This is a genomic window from Sporomusaceae bacterium (assembly GCA_031460455.1).
Classification (GTDB): Bacteria; Bacillota; Negativicutes; order Sporomusales; family UBA7701; genus Anaeroselena.
In genome coordinates this window covers 1-17,519 of the sequence record JAVKTQ010000019.1, presented here as the reverse complement: position 1 = coordinate 17,519, position 17,519 = coordinate 1, and the positions used below count along the sequence as shown (strand labels likewise).

General features: G+C 61.4%; 17 protein-coding genes and 1 tRNA gene. 5 read left to right on the top strand and 13 right to left on the bottom strand.

What is annotated here, in order from left to right:
• Positions 1-17: 17 nt before the first annotated feature.
• Together RIN56_18560 and RIN56_18555 are read right to left on the bottom strand one after the other, a co-directional pair.
• Positions 18-566, bottom strand: coding sequence for an NADH peroxidase (locus tag RIN56_18560; protein ID MDR7868800.1), 549 nt, complete (start codon positions 564-566; stop codon positions 18-20).
• 207 nt (positions 567-773) lie between these two features.
• Positions 774-962, bottom strand: coding sequence for a hypothetical protein (locus RIN56_18555; GenBank protein MDR7868799.1), 189 nt, complete (start codon positions 960-962; stop codon positions 774-776).
• A 173-nt stretch (positions 963-1,135) separates the two neighbouring features.
• Between RIN56_18555 and RIN56_18550 the strand changes: the two genes are divergently transcribed.
• On the top strand, positions 1,136-2,299 hold the full coding sequence (locus RIN56_18550; protein MDR7868798.1) for an amidohydrolase: 1,164 nt from the start codon (positions 1,136-1,138) through the stop codon (positions 2,297-2,299).
• Positions 2,300-2,356: 57 nt separating this feature from the next.
• On the opposite strand, the gene RIN56_18545 is transcribed toward RIN56_18550, so the two are convergent.
• From RIN56_18545 to RIN56_18525, 5 genes are all read right to left on the bottom strand, one after another.
• A complete protein-coding gene (locus RIN56_18545; protein ID MDR7868797.1) occupies positions 2,357-3,091 on the bottom strand; it encodes a hypothetical protein in 735 nt (244 codons plus the stop codon).
• Between the two features lie 79 nt (positions 3,092-3,170).
• Positions 3,171-4,844, bottom strand: a complete 1,674-nt coding sequence (locus RIN56_18540; protein ID MDR7868796.1) for a glutamine--tRNA ligase/YqeY domain fusion protein — start codon at positions 4,842-4,844, stop codon at positions 3,171-3,173.
• A gap of 423 nt (positions 4,845-5,267) precedes the next feature.
• Positions 5,268-5,462 carry a hypothetical protein gene (locus RIN56_18535; protein MDR7868795.1) on the bottom strand — a complete coding sequence of 65 codons (195 nt, stop codon included), beginning with the start codon at positions 5,460-5,462 and terminating at the stop codon, positions 5,268-5,270.
• 450 nt (positions 5,463-5,912) lie between these two features.
• Entirely contained in the window at positions 5,913-7,460 is a 1,548-nt protein-coding gene (locus RIN56_18530) for a histidine kinase N-terminal 7TM domain-containing protein (GenBank protein MDR7868794.1), read from the bottom strand.
• Positions 7,461-7,688: 228 nt separating this feature from the next.
• On the bottom strand, positions 7,689-8,075 hold the full coding sequence (locus tag RIN56_18525; protein MDR7868793.1) for a hypothetical protein: 387 nt from the start codon (positions 8,073-8,075) through the stop codon (positions 7,689-7,691).
• A 131-nt stretch (positions 8,076-8,206) separates the two neighbouring features.
• Here RIN56_18525 and RIN56_18520 point away from each other — a divergent pair, with 131 nt between their 5' ends.
• Positions 8,207-8,407 carry a hypothetical protein gene (locus RIN56_18520; protein MDR7868792.1) on the top strand — a complete coding sequence of 67 codons (201 nt, stop codon included), beginning with the start codon at positions 8,207-8,209 and terminating at the stop codon, positions 8,405-8,407.
• Positions 8,408-8,450: 43 nt separating this feature from the next.
• On the opposite strand, the gene RIN56_18515 is transcribed toward RIN56_18520, so the two are convergent.
• Positions 8,451-9,281 (bottom strand): hypothetical protein, encoded by an 831-nt coding sequence (locus RIN56_18515; protein MDR7868791.1) that lies wholly within the window; start codon positions 9,279-9,281, stop codon positions 8,451-8,453.
• A 500-nt stretch (positions 9,282-9,781) separates the two neighbouring features.
• Here RIN56_18515 and RIN56_18510 point away from each other — a divergent pair, with 500 nt between their 5' ends.
• A complete protein-coding gene (locus tag RIN56_18510; protein MDR7868790.1) occupies positions 9,782-11,548 on the top strand; it encodes a diguanylate cyclase in 1,767 nt (588 codons plus the stop codon).
• A gap of 86 nt (positions 11,549-11,634) precedes the next feature.
• Here RIN56_18510 and RIN56_18505 read toward each other — a convergent pair.
• Positions 11,635-11,710, bottom strand: a tRNA-Thr gene (locus tag RIN56_18505).
• A 74-nt stretch (positions 11,711-11,784) separates the two neighbouring features.
• Entirely contained in the window at positions 11,785-13,014 is a 1,230-nt protein-coding gene (locus RIN56_18500; protein MDR7868789.1) for an HD domain-containing protein, read from the bottom strand.
• 206 nt (positions 13,015-13,220) lie between these two features.
• On the opposite strand from RIN56_18500, the gene RIN56_18495 reads away from it, so the two are divergent.
• Complete coding sequence (locus RIN56_18495) at positions 13,221-13,385, top strand: hypothetical protein (GenBank protein MDR7868788.1); 165 nt, start codon at positions 13,221-13,223, stop codon at positions 13,383-13,385.
• A 61-nt stretch (positions 13,386-13,446) separates the two neighbouring features.
• Here RIN56_18495 and RIN56_18490 read toward each other — a convergent pair whose 3' ends face one another.
• The 3 genes from RIN56_18490 to RIN56_18480 form a co-directional block, all read right to left on the bottom strand.
• Positions 13,447-14,025, bottom strand: coding sequence for a hypothetical protein (locus tag RIN56_18490; protein MDR7868787.1), 579 nt, complete (start codon positions 14,023-14,025; stop codon positions 13,447-13,449).
• Between the two features lie 629 nt (positions 14,026-14,654).
• Complete coding sequence (locus tag RIN56_18485; GenBank protein MDR7868786.1) at positions 14,655-14,975, bottom strand: AzlD domain-containing protein; 321 nt, start codon at positions 14,973-14,975, stop codon at positions 14,655-14,657.
• Positions 14,972-15,679: an AzlC family ABC transporter permease gene (locus RIN56_18480; protein ID MDR7868785.1), complete on the bottom strand. Its 708-nt coding sequence runs from the start codon at positions 15,677-15,679 to the stop codon at positions 14,972-14,974. The genes RIN56_18485 and RIN56_18480 overlap by 4 nt, the downstream gene beginning before the upstream one ends.
• A 117-nt stretch (positions 15,680-15,796) precedes the next feature.
• On the opposite strand from RIN56_18480, the gene RIN56_18475 reads away from it, so the two are divergent.
• Entirely contained in the window at positions 15,797-17,299 is a 1,503-nt protein-coding gene (locus tag RIN56_18475; protein MDR7868784.1) for a PLP-dependent aminotransferase family protein, read from the top strand.
• The last annotated feature ends 220 nt before the right edge of the window (positions 17,300-17,519 follow it).

Here is a 17,519-nt window from a genome sequence, read left to right as displayed (position 1 = left end):
GGGTTTTAGTCAGCGGTTTATTTGCCGAAGTGGCGGGCGAGGAGACCTTTGAAGGCGGCGCCGTGGCGGGCTTCGTCCTTGCACATTTCGTGGACGGTGTCGTGGATAGCGTCAAGGCCGAGTTCTTTGGCTCTTTTGGCGATGGCGAGCTTGCCCTGGCAGGCGCCGAATTCGGCTTCGACTCGCAGCTGGAGGTTCTTTTCGGTGGAGGGGGATACGCACTCGCCCAGGAGTTCGGCGAATTTGGCGGCGTGCTCCGCTTCTTCGAACGCGATTCTTTTATATGCTTCGGCGACTTCCGGGAAGCCTTCGCGGTCGGCCTGGCGGCTCATCGCGAGGTACATGCCGACTTCGGTGCATTCGCCCATGAAGTTCATTTTCAGGCCTTCGACGATCTGGGCGTCGACACCGCTGGCTACGCCGATGCGGTGTTCGTCGGCCCATTTCATTTCGCCGGCGGTCTGCTCGACGAATTTCGCGGCCGGGGCTTTACAGTGCGGACAGTTTTCGGGAGCGGCGTCGGCTTCGTGGACGTAGCCGCAGATGGTGCATACGAATTTTTTCATCGGAGATCCCCTTTCGGATAATTATTATTTTTAAATAATTTATATTGACATTTTAGCATGGCTTACTGATCTTGGCAATACTTCCGGGGAGAAAAGTTTTTGCACCGCCCGGCGCGCGGCGTTGCCGGCCAACAGCCAGGCGGGAAGAAAGACAAAACCTGCGCTATGCGCAGGTTGCGGCGGTCGGTGTTTTTCTTGGGGGAGCGGTCAGCCGGCGGTGTCTTCGTAGCCGTTGAAGTCTTCGGGGGGGTTGCTGCTTTCGGCGACCAGCCTGCCCGCGGTTTGGCAGCGGGGGCACTTCCCGAAGCTGTCCTCCATAATCAAGCCTGTTTCGGTTTTGAATTTTGTGCCGCATCGCGGGCACAGGTAAAACATCCAATAGGCTCCCCAGGTCATCGGGGGTCACCTCCTTTTATCGTCCATTTAATTATACATTGCTTTTCCGCGGAGTAAAACCGCGGAGTTGGCCGCGGGGGTAGTGGGCTTTCGCGGCAAAGAGTGGTAATATTATATTGTCTGGTCAGACGGACAACGATCGGAATATGTTTTCTGGAGAGGTGCGCGTGAAGATGAATGTGAGAGATGCAGCCGAGCAACTGAAAGATGAGATCGTCTCCTGGAGAAGGCAGATCCATGCGAACCCCGAGGTGGGCTGGCAAGAAGTGGCGACGGGAAACATGGTGGCCGCGGAGCTGGAGAAGATGGGCATAGAGGTGACACGGGTGGCCAAGACGGGTGTGCTTGGCGTTATTAAGGGGGCGGCGCCCGGCAAAACGGTGGCGCTCAGAGCCGATATGGACGCCCTGCCGATAACCGAAGCGAACGAGGTTCCCTATAAGTCGCAGAACCCAGGGGTGATGCACGCCTGCGGCCATGACGGGCATACGGCGATGCTGCTGGGGGCGGCTAAGATCCTGAGCGGGATGCGGGATAGAATCCAAGGCACGGTGAAGCTTTTTTTTCAGCCGTCGGAGGAGATCGGCGGGGGGGCGCTGGCATTTATCGAAGCCGGGGCTCTGAAGGGGGTGGACGCTATTCTGGCGATTCACTTGTGGCCGGAACTGCCGACCGGCAAGGTTTCGATTGTGGGCGGCCCGCGGATGGCTTCGGCGGATAAGCTGTTTATTACGGTCAAGGGGAAGGCGGGACACGGGTCGATGCCGCACCAGGGGGTGGACGCCATTCTCGCCGCCGCCGCGATCACGATGAATCTCCAGTCGATTGTGAGCAGGGAGGTGCCGCCGCTTGAGCCGGCGGTGGTGACGATCGGGAGGTTCTGGGGCGGGACGACCTGGAACATAACCTGCGACGAGGTGCAGCTGGAAGGGACGACGCGGTGCTTCAACCGCGAGATCAGGAAGAACTTCCCGGCGACGATCGAGCGGATTATCAAGAGCACGGCCGCTTCTTACCGGGCTGAGGCCGAGCTGGAGTATGTGCCTATTTCGCCGCCGACGATCAACGATCCGCTGGTGGCGAAGGTGGCGGCCGGCGCGCTGACCGAGCTGTACGGCGAGGCGGCTTTAGGCGAGATGGAGAAGGTGATGGGCGGGGAGGATTACGCCTATTATCAGGAAATCATCCCCGGCGCGATGGTTTTCATGGGGGTGGGCAGCAAGGAGAAGCAGACAAATTACCCGCTCCATAACGAACGGTATAATCTCGATGAGGATATGCTGCCGGTCGGCGCCGCGCTGCACGCCCAGTTCGCGCTGAATTTTTTGAAGGGCTAGGTCGTTACCGAGAGCAGATGGAAAAGCCCGCGCTATGCGCGGGCTTTTAGCTCCCTGCTAAATTTTTGCGAGGCATTCCGCCGCTCTGTTGATTATGCGTTCGGTCATGTCGATCGGATCTTTACCGTTGGCTTCTCTGACATCGAGGAGCATCCAGACGGATTCGTTCGTCTTGTTGTCGATCAGCATGTATTTCATGCCGGCGTTTCCGTAGGTGTCATAGTGAGCGGGGGTTATCGAGGTCCGCTCCACGGGTTTTTTGACTTTCCTCTTTTGCTGTATCCAATTGCCCTTCGAGTCTTGAATGTAGACGTCGGTTTCCACCTCCACCTGCTCGATGTAGGTGGAGATTTTTTCAGGCACAAAGCGTTTATCGTAGCCGAAGGAGCTTACTTTGATGTGTAATACGGCGTCGGTTATTAGCGGGGTGAATCTGGCTATTTCGGCTTTGTAGCGCGCCGGGTCCTCGGTCTCAAGGCGGCGCAGGTCTTCGCCGATCGCCTTGCTTATCATGTCTTTGAGTTTGTTGAGCGTGATGAAGTTGAAGCTGCTGTTGACCCATTTGGCCCGGTCTTCGATAAATACGTTCGTATAGACGTTTTCCAGCCTGCGGATATGGAATTCGTCCATTTCCGCTCTTGGATCGGCCGAGGTTGCCAGCAAGACGGTTTTTATGCCGCGAAAGTTAAAGCCGGATTTTTTCCATTCGTCTTTGCGCTCTTCGGCTTGACAGACAGCCGTCGACAGAAGCAGCAACCAGACGATAAATAAAGCTGCGTATTTTGGTCTCACGCGATTTTCCTCCTTCATCCGCTCCGGAGCAGTACCCGCCCCCGGGTGGTTAGCCGCCTGCGCTGCTCAGCGCAGCGGCTTATTTTTGTATTTTCGCCCAGGAATCCTTGAGGCCGACGATGCGGTTGAAGACGGGCTTTTCGATTGTCGCGTCGGGGTCAACGCAGAAGTAACCGTGGCGGATGAACTGGAAGCGGTCGCCGCTTTTGGCGTTGACGGCGAAGGGCTCGATGAGGGCGGACAGGGTGACGAGCGAGTCGGGGTTTACGCGGCTCAAAAAGTCTTCGTCGCCGGCTTCGGGGTCTTCGTAGGGGAAGAGATGGTCGTAGAGGCGGACTTCGACGGGCAGGGCGTAAGTGTCGCATACCCAGTGAACGGTGCCTTTGACTTTGCGGGTGCTGCCTGAGCCGCTTTTGGTTTCGGGGTCGTAGGTGCAGCGGAGCTCGACGATTTTGCCGGCGGCGTCTTTGACGACTTCTTCGCATTTGATGATGTAAGCGCCTTTGAGGCGGACTTCGCCGCCGGGGGTGAGGCGGAAGTATTTGGGCGGCGGGTTTTCCATGAAGTCGTCCTGTTCGATGTAGAGAACACGGCCGAAGGGCACGCTGCGCGTGCCGAGGGCTTCGTCTTCGGGGTTGTTTTCGACGATGAGGGGTTCGATCTTGTCTTCGGGGTAGTTGGTGAGGACGACTTTGAGGGGGCGGAGGACGGCCATGAGGCGGGGGGCCTTGGGACCGAGGTCTTCGCGGACGCAGTGCTCCAAAAGGGCGAAGTCGACGACGCTGTCGGCTTTGGCGACGCCGATGCGGCCGCAGAAATCGCGGATGGCTTCGGGGGTGTAGCCGCGGCGGCGCAGGCCGGAGATGGTGGGCATGCGGGGGTCGTCCCAGCCGGCGACGCGGCCGTTTTCGACGAGGGCCCGCAGTTTGCGTTTGCTCATTACGGTGTAGGTGAGGTTGAGGCGGGCGAATTCGATCTGGACGGGGCGGGGCCTGAATTCGCCGAGGATGTCGACGCACCAGTCGTACAGGGGCCGGTGGGCCTCGAATTCAAGGGTGCAGATGGAGTGGGTGATGCCTTCATAGGCGTCGGAGAGGGGGTGGGCGTAGTCGTACATGGGGTAGATGCACCACGCATCGCCGGTGCGATGGTGGTGGGCCCGCATGATGCGGTAGAGGACGGGGTCGCGGAGGTTGAGGTTGGGGGAGGCCATGTCGATCTTGGCGCGGAGGACGCGGGCCCCGTCGGGGAATTCGCCGTTTTTCATGCGCTCGAAGAGGTCGAGGTTTTCGGCGACCGGACGGTCCCTGTAGGGGCTTTCTTTGCCCGGCTCGGTGAGGGTGCCGCGGTAGCTGCGGATCTGTTCGGCGGAAAGGTCGCAGACGTAGGCCTTGCCGGCGAGGATGAGGTCGCAGGCGTAGTCGTAGAGCTTGGCGAAGTAGTCGGAGGCGTAGAAGAGGCGGTCTTCCCAGTCGAAGCCCAGCCAACGGACGTCTTCCATGATGGATTCGACGTATTCGGTTTCTTCTTTGCTGGGGTTGGTGTCGTCGAAGCGCAGGTTGCATTTGCCGCCGTATTTGAGGGCGGTGCCGAAGTTGAGGCAGATGGATTTGGCGTGGCCGATGTGGAGGTAGCCGTTGGGCTCGGGCGGGAAGCGGGTGTGGACGCGCTGGCCGTATTTGCCGCTGGCGTTGTCTTTGTCGATGATGTCGTGGATGAAGTTGCCGCCGATGTGGTGTTCGGGTGTGGACATGGCTTTATGCTCCCTTGCTGGTATTAGTTCCGTTGCCGGTTGATAGGGCGTACGTGGCTATAATAGATTATTTTATCATAATAGCGACAATATACCAACTAAAGCGATTGGGGGGACGGAAAAAGAAAAGCCTTGCGGCTTTTTCGCAAGGCCGGGACTAACAATACCTATAGCTTGCCGCGTCAGGCCGTTCAGAAGGCCCTAGATGCAAGGCGGCTCCGACGACGGCCCTGGACGGGCCTAGTCCCGAGCGCGCCATGGACGGCATAGCGCGCGGGGGGATGGCGCAGCGACGCGTACTCGGACGTACGCTAGCAAGCGCCCGGAGGGCCAAGTGCGACACTCTTAGCGCTTCAGCGGTTAGAGGGGCGGCCTGCCCCTTGCGGGTACGCCGCAGATGGGGCCTTATCAACGGCCTGACACCTACTCCAGCGGTTTTTCGGGAACCTTCCCCATTCTCTCCAGGCTGGCGGCGATGCGCTGCAGGGAACGCGAGATTTGCGTGAACTGCCACAGGACGTAGACGATTATCGCGATGTGCAACAGGGCGAACACTATGCCGAAGCCGCTCATGAACCCCACCATCCCAGGACCGTACCCGTAGCCGAAACCCATCATGCCGATGCACCTCCGATGCGTAGTGTCTTAGTATACGCCGGGGGCGGGGGGAGTATGTATGTATGGGTATAAACCCGGAGCTTCGGCGCATGAGTTTGCGCCCCTGCCGGGGATGCGGCTGGCGCCCTGTACTGGCGTTTTAGCTTCGCCACCGCGCTCCTGGCGGCGGTCTTACTAAACTCGGCGCCGACTCAACCGTACCGTCGCCAACAGTCGTCCGTGACTGATGGCTCCTCGCCCGCCCGTCCATGGTCGGGCGTACGGTTTCGTTCGCGGCGCTTTCGCTAAGTAGCGGCCGCCGCCCCGCTTAATGGTGGCGAATCCAAAACGCCAGGGGTCGCCCACAATGCTTTAAGAGAAAAGCCGATAGAGGCCAACGCGGTAGCGATGGCGAAGCCGCCAGAAAAAATACATAAACAAAAGGACCCTCGCGGGGTCCTTTTTGTGTGGCTATTGGTGGACGCAGACGCGGTTGCCGCCGGCGTATTTGGCTTCGTAGAGCATGGTGTCGGCTTTGCGGACGAGGTCGTCGAGGCTGAGCGCTTCGCCGCCCTGGGCGGTTATGACTCCGAAGCTGGCGGTGACGGATACGATTTCGTCGCCGTCGGCGACCGCCATGGCTTCGACGGCCTGCCTGAGCCGCTCCGCCAGCGCCGTGGCCCCGGCTTTGTCGACGCCGGGCAGGATTATGACGAATTCGTCGCCGCCGTAACGCCCGAAGATGTCTTCGGCGCGCAGGCTGCGGCGGCAGGTGTCGGCGAAGTCGGCGAGCACTTTGTCGCCGGATATGTGGCCGTGGGTGTCGTTGACGAGTTTGAAGTCGTCAAGGTCGGCGAGGATGAGGGATAGGGGGTTATTGTTTTGGCGGGCGTGGGCGACCAGTTCTTTGCCGATCTTTTTCCAGCGGGTGCGGTTCCAGGCTTTGGTGAGCGGGTCGGTCGCGGCTTGGAGGCGCAGGCCTTCGACGATGGCTGAGAAACGGGTGATGTCGCGGAGGACGACGATGGCGCCGGCGTCTTCGCCTTGGCTGTCATGCAGCGCGATGCGCTGGAGCTGATAGTTGACCCGCTCGCCGTCGGCGACGAGGTACATCGTCTGTTCTTCGGCAGCGCCGTCCAAAATGGTCTGCATGGCCGGGTATTCCCGGAAGAGGTCGCGGCCTTGCCTGCCTTTCGCCCCGTCGGCGAGGACGGGAAAGGCGCGGACGGCGGCGAGGTTGAAGTCGGCGAGGCGTCCTTCGCGGTCGAAGACGAGGAGGCTGTCGGATAGCCGCTGGAATACTTCCTGGCGGGCGAGGGGGACGGTCTCGAGCATGTCGAGGCCGAAGGCGGCCCAAGCATAGAGCAGCGCCGGGACGAGGAAGGCGGCGGGGTGAGGGTCGATCCCCCAGGGGATGGCTTTCATGAGGTAGGCGATGTAAACGCCCCAGGGGAACAGGGAGCCGAGGAAGAGGACGAAGGCCTGTCGGCTTTTTTCGGCGGACGTATTCCGCCAGGCGCGGGCGAAGAGGAGGTTGCCGTAGAGGACGGCGAGGTTGATGTAGGCGGAGTGTATCCAGTACCACGGCCCAGGCTGGAAGGCGACGACCGGGAAGGGGGCGTCGGGGTTGAGGCGCAGGGGGCCGTAGTGAAGATGGTGAAGCTCGGAGGTGTTGCTGAGCAGGAAGGTGATGGTGGAGAGCATGAGCAGGACGGCTTTGAGCTTGGTCCACTGATCGTTTTTCGTTTTGGTGTGGTGGACGGCGAGGATGATCCAGGCGGCCGGCAGGAAGGCGATGCCGACGGATTCGACGCGCAGCCAGAACCTGATCGCCGGCAGGGTGTCGCTGGCGAGTTCGCACATATAGCCAAAGGTGTAGATGGCAATGAGAAGGGTGAAGAGGAAGAAGGCCCGGCCGAGGGGGCTCCGGCGGCGTCGCCAGGCAACAAGCGACAGGGCGCCGATAACAAGGAAGCTTATGCCGATGAGGGCAACGAGTGCCCATCTTGCCGAGTACAATGCAACCACCCTTTGGTTTTCGATAATAAGGCGCTGTTAATACAGTGTCGATTTTATCATCTCCAATCTTTGGCCGACAAGTATTTTGGCTAAAAAGTAGCTGTGCGGTGCGCAGAGATTGTTTTCCCCGGTCATGTCGCGACGGCGATGGTTTTGCGGGGACGACAAAAAAGGACCGTGCGGTCCTTTTTTGCTTTGGCGGGCTGAGATAAGGGGCTGAATAAATACTTAGCCGGGTTGGTAGTGGTCTTCGAGGGCTTTCGTGGCGATGGCTTTGACGTGTTCCCACTCCGGGGCGGCGGCTTTGACAAGGATGGCGCGCAGTTTCTGGATGGCGGAGGAGTCGTCGTCCAGGCCGAGGGTTTCTTCGACGTGGGCGGCGCCGCGACGGGTGAGGATGATGTTGTCGGTGACGAAGGCGACCGGGTTGTCGTCTTCTTCGCCGAATTTGACGGTGACGCCGCTGATGAGGCCGGCGGTGTAGAGCGCGTTGACGGCGCGGCCGAGGGCTTCGCCGGCGAGCCCCATGCTCTGGGCGGCGGCGCTCATCTGCGGTTTTTTGGCGTTGCGTTCGGCGTAGAGAGCGTAGAGGAGTTTTTCGGCGTTGGCGTCCATGGTTTCCCCCCTTTTTTTGCATCTGTTATAAGATTATATGCCGGAGGCGGGTCGTTTGGCAGGGCGGGAGGAGGAATAAGGCGGCGGCGGGGGGATAAGCTAATGGCACGAGATGATGAGGAGGAGACGGTATGGAGCAAGGGATTCCGGTGACGGTGGAGCTGCCGCAGGAGGTTTATGAGGAGGCGGCGAGGATCGCGCGCTACCGGGGCGAGTCGGTGGGCGAGCTGGTGACGGCGGCGGTGCGGGCGGTGGTGGCGGCGGAACGGGCGGAGTACGCGTACCCCGATTGGCCGCTGGGCCCGGCTCCGGGGTGGGAGAACAGGCGGTAAAAAAAGACGCCCCTTGCGGGGCGGCGGTGCGGGGACAGCGGTGTTAGAATTTGTAGGTGAGACCGAAGCCCCAGCCTTTGACGGTGACGTCGCTGGTGACACTGGCGTGGCTGGACTCTAATCCTGCCGGGGCGTTTATGTTGGCGCCGGCGAATTTGAGGCTGTCGAACTTGGTGTCGCGATAGCTGACGTTAAGCTGGATGTCTTTGCCGAGGTCGTAGGAGAGGCCGGCTTCCCAGTTGCGGTAGTCGCTGCCGAAGGAGGCGAGGCCCCAGAGGTTTGTTTTATTGGCGATATTGTAGGAGCCAACGACGCCGAATTGGAAGGTATCCTGGTCGTCGGACCACAGCTCGGGGATGGTGAGCCCACCGGACCAGCCATTGATGCTGGCGCTGCCGCCTGCGGAGACGCCGCCTTTGTAGCGGACGGCGCCGACGAAGCCGGCCCAATTTTTGTTAAAGCTGTAAAGGAGGTTGTATTCGTCGGAGCGGATTTTGCCGTCGAAGCCGATTTGGATGTATTCGCTGGAATCGCTCGGGTTGGTATCGCGGTAGCTCCAGATGTTGCCGGTGGGGTTGTACTGGCGGTATTGTAGTGCCCATTTGTTTCCAATACCGAAAGTCAACCCGAGCTCGACGTTGGAGTCGCCGCTGAAGTCGCGCGAGCCGCTGAAGCTGAACGATTGATTGATACTCCCTATTACGGGCAGGTCGCCGGCGTAGCCGCTGATTGTGCCGGTGGCGCTGAAGTCGAGGCTGGGCCGGAAGGTGTAGTCGAGGGCGACTTTGCCTTTTTCGAAGTCCATGAGGGGGGCGGCGGACGCCACGCTGGTGAAGGCGAAGACGAGCAGCGCGATGAGGGTTATTTTTTTCATCCTGTTTCCTCCATTCTTTCCTTTATTGTTTTCCCGCACCAATCTGTGCATATGCTGCCATTGCCGGCCAGCAATTATGCACTTAAGTCCCAATGGACTTGTTGGTAAAATTTTACATCCAGGCGACGCAAAATATTTGTCGGTGTCCGCGGGGCGGGCGGGCGCAATTTGGGCAGAATGCTTTGTCGGTCGGCAAAAACCGCATTACGCGCCAAGCGGCGGCCCGGCGGGCGGCAGAGGCCGGCCGCGGGACAGGGATTATGGGGTAGGTTATTGTCGATAAAAAATGCGGGCGAAGCTGTTGCGTCTGCTTTTGTAGGGTGTGAAGAAGCCTCCCGTGGCTGCGGGAGGCTTTTGGGCGTTTTTTCGGCGTTTGGCGGGGTTGTTGTCCGCCGGGCGCGGTCAGTAGTTTCATTATTTTTCTATTTTTTCCGTATTTTGCAGGAGGTGGCGACTGATGGCAAGAATTTTACAATACTTTGTTTTTGGGGGCTTGGCTTGTGTATCAACGTTTGGGCGTGGTGGATTATGCGGAGGTCGTGGAGAATATGGGGCAGGGCCTGCTGGTGTTTGCGCCGGCTGCGGCAGGCGCGTCTTTCGGGCTGGTGTACGAGAGCCCGGAGGCCGCGCGGCTGCTGGGGATGACGCCCGGAAGCGTTGAGCATGCCGATTGCCCGCTCACCGGCAGCCTGTTTTCGGCTTTGGCCGAGGTGGCGGCGACGCGGAAGCGCCTGACGACGGAGAAGCGCCTGGAGACGGCCACGGGGATTAGGTGGCTGCGGATGAGGATTTTCCCGCTCAAGGGGGCGCGGCTGGGTGTTTTGCTGGAGGATGCGACGGAGGCCCGTCTGGCGCAGCAGAAGCTGGCGGAGGGCGAGCTGATGTTCCGGATGATTTCGGAGAACAGCCGCGATTGCCTGTGCCTGCACGGGGAACGGGCCCGCTATGTTTATGCTTCGCCGGCTATCCGGACGCTGCTGGGGTACGAGCCTGAGGAGCTTATCGGCAAGACGCCGTTCGAGATGGCGCACCCGAACGACCTGCAGTCGATTTTGGAGCCTTTTCGGAAGATGATGATGACGGGAGCGGCTTTCGGGGGAGTGACGGCGCGATACCGCCGCAAGGACGGGGTGTATCGCTGGATGGAGACGATGGTGGTGAAGGTGGACGGCTGCCCGCTGCCGGGGGTGCTTTATCAGAGCTCGACGCGCGATGTGACGGAACGGAAGCAGTTGGAGGAACGGCTGACGGAGATGGGGTACCGCGATGCTTTGACGGGACTTTATAACCGCGGCTATTTCGAGGAGGAGCTGAAGCGCCTCGACCGCCGGCGCGGCGGGTCGGTGGGGCTGATTATCGTGGATGTGGACGGGCTGAAGGTGGTGAACGACGCGCTGGGCCACGACGCGGGGGATGAGCTTTTAAAACGCACGGCGCTGACGCTGATGGCGTGCTTCCGACACGAGGATCTGGTTGCCCGGATAGGCGGCGACGAGTTCGCGGTGCTGCTGAGCGATGTGACGATGGAGGATCTCCGCCAGGCCGGCCGGCGGATTATGAAGACGACGGAGGAGGATAACTGCGGAAGTTCGCCGGCTCTCAGCCTGTCGTTGGGGTATGCTGTGGGGGAGGATAACGGGACGCCGATGCGGGAGCTTTTCCGGGCGGCCGATGATAATATGTACCGCGACAGGTTGTACCGCGGCAAGAGCGCCCGCGGGGCGATCGTGAATATTTTGCGCCGCCTGCTGACGGAACGGGATTTCGCGACCGAGGAACACGGCTCCCGGCTGGAGTCGCTGACGGCGAGGCTGGGGGAAGCGGCAGGGCTGAGCGAGGAGCGGCTGGGGGATTTGGCGCTTTTTGCCCAGTTCCACGATGTGGGGAAGGTGGGTATCCCGGACGCTATCCTGAGCAAGCCCGGCCCGCTCACGCCCCAGGAGCGCAAAGAGGTGGAGCGCCACTGCGATGTGGGCTACCGGATCGCGGCGGCGTCAAACGAGCTGCTGCCGATCGCGGAGTGGATCTTGCGGCATCACGAGTGGTGGAACGGCAAGGGGTACCCGCTGGATCTGGCGGGAGAGAGCATTCCGCTGGAGTGCCGGCTGCTGGCGATCGCGGACGCTTATGACGCGATGACGAGCGACCGCCCGTACCGCAAGGCGATGAGCCACGATGCGGCCTTGGCCGAGATCAGTCGCTGCGCGGGATCGCAGTTCGATCCTTCGCTGGTGGATGTTTTTATGGGTCTGGATTTGGCTGATTAAAGACGGCGAAGCCCCCGGCAGATGCCGGGGGCTTCATATCGTACAAATTAAAAAGCCCCGCATTTCTGCGGGGCTTTTCGCGCTTGTGGAGCCGATAAGAGGACTCGAACCTCCGACCCGCGCATTACGAATGCGCTGCTCTACCAACTGAGCTATACCGGCATTGGTCCGATAACTATTTTAGCTTCTCGGGCCGGAAATGTCAACAGCATCGGCAAAGGCAATGTTTGTAAGACTCAGACGAAGCAGGCGGCGGGCAGGGTGTCTTCGATGTCGTCGCCGGCGGCGAGGAGGGTGTGGACGATGTCGGCGTCGAGGCGGCGGGCGGCGGCCATGTCGAGCATGATTTTTTCGACTTCGCCGGGCGACAGGCCGGGGCGGTAGGGCCGGTGCTCGCGCAGGGCGGCGTAGGCGTCGGCGACGGCGACGATGCGGGAGCCGAGACGGAGGTTGGCCGGCGGGATACGGAAGGGATAGCCGGTGCCGTCGAGGGTTTCGTGGTGAAAGGCGGCCCATTCGGCGATTAGCTCGAAGCCGTCGATCTGGGTGAGGATACGGTGGGTATAGTAGACGTGCTGCTTGATGATCATGAATTCGCGGGGGGTGAGTTTGCCGGGCTTCTCAAGGATGTGGTTGGGGACGGCGAGTTTGCCGAGGTCGTGGAGGAGGCCGGCGACGCGCATGATTTTGGTTTCGGCGTCGGAGTAGCCTGTGGCGCGGGCGAGATAGGAGGCTACCGAGGCGACCGTCCGGGAGTGGGTGGCGGTGAAGCGGCTGGTACGGTCGACGATGGTGGCGAAGATTTCGGCGGCGCTGAGGAGGCCGTCGATGTCGAGCCGGATCTGGCCGTGGCTCTGGAGGCCGCGGAAGAAGTGGTCGTAGTAGTGGGGGGTGGCGAGGTCGAACCAGAAGCTGTCCTGGCAGGCGATCTCGCCGAGAGCGTTGACGAGTTCGGGGTCGAACTGGCTGCCGCTCTGGCGGGCGAGGGCGGCGAGGATGTCGTCGCACTGGTCGAGGATGTAGCGGTTGTCGTCGATGAGGACTTCGATGGTGTCGGCGAGGTTGATGATGCGCCCGGCGATAGGGATGTCTTTGCCGGCGAGGCCGGAAGGGCTGGAGCCGTCCCAGCGGTCGTGGTGATGACGGATGGGTTTGGCCATAGCTTTGAACAGGGGGTTGTCGGCGAGCAGGCGGTAGCCTTCCTCGGCGTGCTGGTAAAGATGGGGGACGGGCTTGTGGCTGTAGAGCTTGTTTTTCTCTTCCCACCTCGCGGCGGCGCCGATGTCGTGGAGGAGGGCGGCGTAGAGGAGGGTTTGGCGCGGCCCCTGGGCCAGCCCGAGGTGGCCGCCGATGCTGTCGGCAATCATGGCGGTGCGCCAGTGGTGGCGGGAAAGGCCGCCGTCGGCCAGTTCGAGGGCGAGGGAGAATGCTTTGAGGAGATTGGTCAGGTGGATGCTGAAGATCAAGATGTCACCCCGCTGTGTTGTGATAAAAACATTCTCTAGCAGAGCATGTTTCGTCGAGATTTGTCGGTATACCTGCTTATTTGTGGGTTAATATGCTTTATTGAGCAGCCGCCAGGCGGCCAGGATTGTAATCCAAGTTTTTCAACAAGACAAGCGCCGGCCGGTCTGCTAAACTGATGTTAACATAAGTGGGAGGTGGGGGACGGGTGACTGTATACGACGTACTTAACAGGATCGACAAAGATTTGGTTGTCTGCGAGGATACCATCCGCCGTTCTCGCCGCAAGAAAACGCTTTACGTGCTGGTGAAGGCGACGGAGCGCAAGCGGGCCCTGGCGGAGATAAAAGAGTATATTCTGGCGAATCACTGATGTATGGCGGCCGGCTTCGGCCGCTTTTTCACGCGCTGGCCTCCCTGACGGGAGGCTTTTTTTATTTGTTTTTGGCGGCGGCCCGCGCTTGGCGGTACTGGCGTTCGAGTTCGTCGTCGAAGCAGGAGATGGCGACCGCCGGGCGGTCCTTGTGCTTGTGGTTTTCCACGAAGGCGCCTTTGGTCCTCATGGTGGTGATGTAGGCGAAGTCGGGGGGCGGCTTGTAGGGGCTGAGGAAGAGCCAGTAGGTAATAGGTCCGTCCGGATTCTGCCTTGTGAGGTCGGGGGGGCCGAACTTGGCGGCGTGGATCTTGTTGAGGTCTTTGAAGACCGCGCCGTCGGGGTCGGGGATGAGGATGACGCCGCCGGCGAGTTTTCCGGCGGCAAAGATGAAGCTGAAGTCGGCAGGGTAGCCGCCGAATTCACCGCGGTAGACGAGGATGTCGTTGTCTTCGCCTTCGAGGACGGCTTTGAAGGGTCCTTGGGCGAGGGCCTCCTTGGTCGCCGCTTGACTAGCGCCCCAGGGGGCGCCGCAAAAGCCTTCGAGCGTGCGGGTGGGTAGGGCGGCCTGGGCGACCGGGGCAAACAGGACGGCGGCGAGGAGGAGGGCTAGCGGCAGGACGAGGAGTTTGGCGCGCATGGAAAAGCCTCCTTACGCTTTCTGCTGTAACGGTTTCGCGAGGGTGGAGCAATTTTCCTGCGGTATTATTTCCCAGCCGGGCAGTAAGATTTATCGAGTTTTTTGTGGCCACGCAGCGGCGCGAGGGCGCGTAAAAAGCCCCTATCTGCGGTATCCCTACGGGTCTTGCAGATAGGGGCTTATCAACGCCCAAAGACAAGGCCAGCGACCGTTCAGAAGCCCCCAGATGCAAGGCGCACCGGATAAGCATACACACAACGCTTTAGCGTTGATGTGATCGCTTATACCCGAAAGGGTGCGAGCGCGCCGCGCCGCGTACTCGGAATGTACGCAAGCAAGCGCTCTGAGGAACAAGTGCGCCGTTCTTAGCGCTTCAGCGCTTTAGAACGGCGGCCTACCCCTTGCGGGTGCGCCGCAGATGGGGGCTTATCAATGCCCGAGAAAAAGCCAGCGACCGTTCAGAAGCCCCCAGATGCAAGGCGCACCGGATAAGCAGACACACAACGCTTTAGCGTTGATGTGGTCGCTTATACCCGAAAGGGTGCGAGCGCGCCGCGCCGCGTACTCGGAATGTACGCAAGCAAGCGCTCTGAGGAACAACGCCGCAGATGGGGGCTTATCAACGGTCGCTAAGACTGCCAGCGGAGGAGGAGGATGGTGGCCATCCCTATCCCCATCGTCAGCGGCATGTTGCGGAAGCGCCAGGCGACGAGGGCGGCGACGATGCCGGCAAGGAGGTAGGGGTTGTGCCAGGTGAGATCGAGGACGCCGCGCGGGAGGACGAGGGCGGGGACGATGAGGGCGGTGAGGATGCCGGTGGGGACATGTTTGAGCCAGCGGTGGAGCCAGGCGGGGATGCCTGTTTGCCGGAAGGCGAGCTGGGCGCCGAATCGGGTGAGGAAGGTGACGGCGGCCATGCCGAGGATGATGATAACGATGTCGCTTCTCATGCCGTTTCCTCCTTTTGGGGGCCGCTTTCCATGATGCCGCCCGCGAGGGTGGCGGCGAGGGCGGCGAGGATGATGTACCATTTGCCGGGGAGGTAGAGGGCGGCGCCTACGGCGACGACGGCGGCGATGCTGCAGACGATGAGGCTGGCGCGCGAGTCGAGGCGGGGGACGAGCATGGCAAGGAAGGTGGCGGGCAGGGCAAAGTCGAGTCCCCAGGCGAGCGGGTCGGGGATGTATTCGCCGATGAGGACGCCGGCGACGGTGGCGGCTGCCCAGGCGACGAAGAGGGCGCTGCTGGCGCCGAGCTGATGGCTTTCGCTGTAGCCGTGTTTGGCGATCCGGTCGATGGTTATGGCGTAGCTTTCGTCGACCATGAGGAAGGCGAGGAGGGCCTGGCGAGCGAGAGGCAGACTGGTGAGCCAGGGGGCGAGGGAGACGCCCATGAGGAGGTGGCGGAGGTTGATGAGCAGGGTGGTGAGGACGATGAGGGTAAAGTCGGTGACGCCCAGGCCGATCATAGTGGCGCTGATGAATTGGGCGGCGCCGGCGAAGACGATGAGGGACATGAGGATGGTTTCGAAGGGGGTGAGCCCGACGGTGAGGCCGACGATGCCGAAGGTGACGCCGAAGGGTACGACGCCGAGAAGGAGGGGGAGGGTGTCGAGGGCGCCGCGGCGGAGGTCGGCGGTGATGACGCTGGTCATGGTGTCAGCTCCCTGTGATGGTTTTATTCTTTATGATAGCCGGCAGGAAATGCGCGGTAAATATCCAATTTAATATTTTAAGCGATAATTGGCTATGCAACAGGAGGTTCTTGTCAAATGGATGTGTCCATTGATTTAACAACCGAGAGCGCCGGGCCGGAGCCGATGTATGAGCAGATTGCCGCCCGGATCGCCACCCATATAAAGAACCAGACTTTGCGGCCGGGGACAAAATTGCCGCCGGAGCGTCAGTTGGCGGAACGGTGCGGGGTGAGCCGGACGACGGCGATTAACGCTTACCGCCGCCTGGAGGAGATGGGGCTGGTGCGGACGCGGGTGGGCAGCGGCACGTATGTGGCGGATGGCACTGGCGAGGCGGCGGTGCAGCCGATGCCGTGGCACCAGCTGCTGGTGCCGGCATGGCAGAGCCCGGTATCCGGCATTATTCGCGATCTGATAGCGATGGATGCGTCGGCCGGGGTGTCGATGGCGACGGGGATGCCCGATCCGCGCCTGTACCCGTGGGCGGCGTTTCAGGGGCTGCTCGGCGCGGGGAATCTGGCGATGAGCGACCTCGGCCATATCGCGACCGAGGGCTACGGGCCGCTGCGGGAGGCGCTGGCCGCGCGCCATGCGGCGGCAGGGGTGCCGGCGAGGGCGGAAAATGTGGCGGTGGTGGCGGGATCCCAGCAGGGGCTGTACCTGCTGGCGAAGGTTTTCTTGAACCCTGGGGATTATGTGATCGTGGAGGCGCCTACGTATATGGGGGCGCTGCAGATTTTCCAGGCGGCGGGGGCGCGGCTGCTGACGCTGCCGGCGCCGGGGCCGTTGCAGCTCGATTTGCTGGAGGATTATCTTATCCGCTACCGGCCGAAGCTGCTGTATGTGATGCCGACATATCAGAATCCGAGCGGGCGGGTTATGCCGCAGCCGGAGCGGCAGGCACTGCTGGCGCTGGCGGCCCGCCACCGCCTGGCGGTGATCGAGGACGACCCGTACAGCGATTTGTTCTACGACCGCGAGCCGCCGCCGCCGCTGAAGGCGCTTGACCAGCACGGCGGGGTGATATATCTGCGCACTTTTTCAAAGATTGTTTTTCCGGGACTGCGGGTGGGCTGGGTGGTCGCCCCGGAGGCGGTCATCCACCGCCTGGCGCAGGAGAAGCAGTATGTCGATCTGCACAGCAACAATTTGGCCCAGTGGCTGCTTTACAAGTTCGCCGTTTCCGGGGGGCTGGACGAGCATCTGGCGACCGTCCGCCGAGAATACCGCCAGCGGCGGGACGCGATGGCCCAGGCGCTGAGACGGTTCGCCGGCGAGCGGCTGAGCTACGCGGCGCCGGGCGGGGGCTTTTATTTCTGGTGCCGGCTGACTGCTCCAGGTCTTACGACGAGGATGCTGCTGGCCGAGGCCGGCCGGCAGGGGGTGAGCTTCGTGCCGGGAGATGCTTTTTATCCGGGCGCGGAGGGAGAACGGGAGTTCCGCGTGTGCTTCGCGACGAACGGGCCCGCGGAGCTGCAGGAGGGGATCAAGCGCCTGGCGCGGGCCGCGGCCCAGGCGGAGAAGGGCGGCGGCCAGACTCAGCGCGGCAGCTCCGCGCCGCTGCCGCCGATAATATAAGAAGACGATTAACGGCACGATTTGCCTTGTCGCGCGCGGCAGCTCTATCGCCGCTTGCGCGTCTGCGGATAAGCAGGCACACTCCGCTTTAGCGGCGATGTGGTCGCTTATGCCTGAAGGGCGAGACGCGCTGTAAGACTTGCGCCGACTCAGCCGTACCGGCGCCAAACGGGCGTCCATGCCCGTTGTCGCCTCGCCCGACCGTCCATGGTCGGGCGTA